Consider the following 2925-nt stretch of genomic DNA (forward strand, 5'->3'; position numbering starts at 1 on the left):
TTAAGTAAAGCCCTCGATCGATTAGTACCAGTCAGCTCCAAACCTCACGGCTCTTCCACACCTGGCCTATCAACCATGTCGTCTACATGGGATCTTACTAGCTTATGCTATGAGAAACCTCATCTCAAGGCTGGTTTCACGCTTAGATGCTTTCAGCGTTTATCCGTCCCGAACGTAGCTACCCAACTGTACCCTTGGCAGGATAATTGGTACACCAGCGGTTCGTCCACTCCGGTCCTCTCGTACTAGGAGCAGCCCCCTTCAAGTTTCTTGCGCCCGCGATGGATAGGGACCGAACTGTCTCACGACGTTCTGAACCCAGCTCACGTACCACTTTAATCGGCGAACAGCCGAACCCTTGGGACCTACTTCAGCCCCAGGATGTGATGAGCCGACATCGAGGTGCCAAACCTCCCCGTCGATATGGACTCTTGGGAGAGATTAGCCTGTTATCCCCAGGGTAGCTTTTATCCGTTGAGCGATGGCCCTTCCACTCGGCACCACCGGATCACTAAGCCCGACTTTCGTCCCTGCTCGACCTGTCCGTCTCGCAGTCAAGCTCCCTTCTGCCTTTACACTCTTCGAGCGATTTCCGTCCGCTCTGAGGGAACCTTTGGGCGCCTCCGTTACTCTTTTGGAGGCGACCGCCCCAGTCAAACTGCCCGCCTAAGACTGTCCGGCCGGTCGTTACTCGGCCCGTTAGAAATCAATTAATGAAAGGGTGGTATCCCAACAGCGACTCCCCTAAAACTGGCGTCCTAGGTTCTCCGTCTCCCACCTATCCTGTACATTCATTAACTAAGTTCAATCTTAGGTTGCAGTAAAGCTCCATGGGGTCTTTCTGTCCAGTCGCGGGTAACCTGCATCTTCACAGGTACTTCAATTTCACCGGGTCCCTCGTTGAGACAGTGCGCAAGTCGTTACACCTTTCGTGCGGGTCGGAACTTACCCGACAAGGAATTTCGCTACCTTAGGACCGTTATAGTTACGGCCGCCGTTTACTGGGGCTTCAATTCAGAGCTTCGACCAAAGTCTAACCCCTCCTCTTAACCTTCCAGCACCGGGCAGGTGTCAGCACCTATACATCAGCTTTCGCTTTAGCAGGCACCTGTGTTTGTGGTAAACAGTCGCTTGCGCCTCTCTTGTGCCACTCATTCATGCTCCAAGCGCTTCTGCTCTTCACACTACATGAGTCCTCCTTTTCCCGAAGTTACGGAGGCATTTTGCCGAGTTCCTTAACGAGGGTTTTCCCGCGCACCTTAGGATTCTCTCCCCGCCTACCTGTGTCGGTTTTGGTACGGGCGATGTGTCTCTACCTAGAAGCTTTTCTCGACAGTGTAGGATCAATCACTTCGCGACTATTGCTAGTCGCTCGTCATCACATCTCAGCTTTTAGAGCTACGGATTTGCCTATAGCTCAACCTACCTGCTTAAACACGCTCTTCCAATCGCGTGCTGACCTACCTTACTGTGTCACTCCATCGATCAAACGATTCACACCGGTACAGGAATTTCAACCTGTTGTCCATCGCCTACGCTGTTCCGCCTCGGCTTAGGTCCCGACTTACCCTGAGACGACGATCGTTGCTCAGGAACCCTTAGGCTTTCGGTGGAATGGATTCTCACCATTCTTTTCGCTACTCATACCGACATTCTCACTTCTCATCAGTCCACAACTCCTTACGGTACTGCTTCAGCCCGATGAGAACGCTCCCCTACCCATATACATTGCTGCATATGACACGACTTCGGTTTTACACTTTAGCCCCGGACATTTTCGGCGCAGAGTCTCTCGACCAGTGAGCTATTACGCACTCTTTAAATGGTGGCTGCTTCTAAGCCAACATCCTGGTTGTTTTGGAAATTCCACATCCTTCGCCACTTAGTGTAACATTGGGGACCTTAGTCGGTGTTCTGGGCTGTTTCCCTCTTGACAATGGACCTTATCATTCACTGTCTGACTCCCGAGTATAAGTATAGCCATTCGTAGTTTGACTAGGTTCGGTAACCGGTATGGCCCCTAGCCCGATCAGTGCTCTACCGCCTATACTCTCTACCTCGAGGCTAGCCCTAAAGCTATTTCGGGGAGAACCAGCTATCTCCGTGTTCGATTGGCATTTCACCCCTATCCACAACTCATCCCAAAGCTTTTCAACGCTCACGAGTTCGGTCCTCCACACAATTTTACCTGTGCTTCAACCTGGCCATGGATAGATCACTACGGTTTCGGGTCTACTATTACTAACTGAACGCCCTGTTCAGACTCGCTTTCGCTGCGGCTCCATGTTTTCCACTTAACCTCGCTAGCAACAGTAACTCGTCGGTTCATTCTTCAATAGGCACGCCGTCGTCCTGATATATATACAGACTTCGACTGTTTGTAGACATACGGTTTCAGGTTCTCTTTCACTCCCCGCCAGGGGTCCTTTTCACCTTTCCCTCACGGTACTATGCGCTATCGGTCGATATCAGTATTTTGGCTTGGAGGGTGGTCCCCCCTGCTTCCCACAAGGTTTCACGTGTCTCGTGGTACTCTGGATACAGTCCCATGTATGCAAGGTTTCGATTACAGGGCTTTCACCTTCTGCGGCTGAGCTTTCCAGCTCGATTCTTCTACCTCATTTACACTTGATGACTGTCCTCAACCCCGGTGCGGTTGCCCGCTCCGGTTTGGCCTCTTTCCCGTTCGCTCGCCGCTACTAAGAAAATCTCGTTTGATTACTGTTCCTCTGGGTAATTAGATGTTTCAGTTCCCCAGGTGCCCTCCTCATAGTCTAAGCTATGGGTGACAGTGCATAACCACTGCCGGGTTCCCCCATTCGGAAATCTACGGGTCACAGGTTGCTTGCACCTCTCCGTAGCTTATCGCAGCTTACCGCGTCCTTCTTCGGCTGATATCGCCAAGGCATCCACCGTACGCCCTTA

1 rRNA gene is annotated in these 2925 nt (G+C 51.6%); it reads right to left on the reverse strand.

Going from position 1 to position 2925, the window contains the following annotated elements:
- Position 1: 1 nt before the first annotated feature.
- Positions 2–2925, reverse strand: a 23S ribosomal RNA gene (locus tag HMPREF1865_RS01990); the annotation flags it as partial.

This window comes from Veillonella parvula (genome assembly GCF_001553335.1).
Taxonomy (GTDB): Bacteria; Bacillota; Negativicutes; order Veillonellales; family Veillonellaceae; genus Veillonella; species Veillonella parvula_S.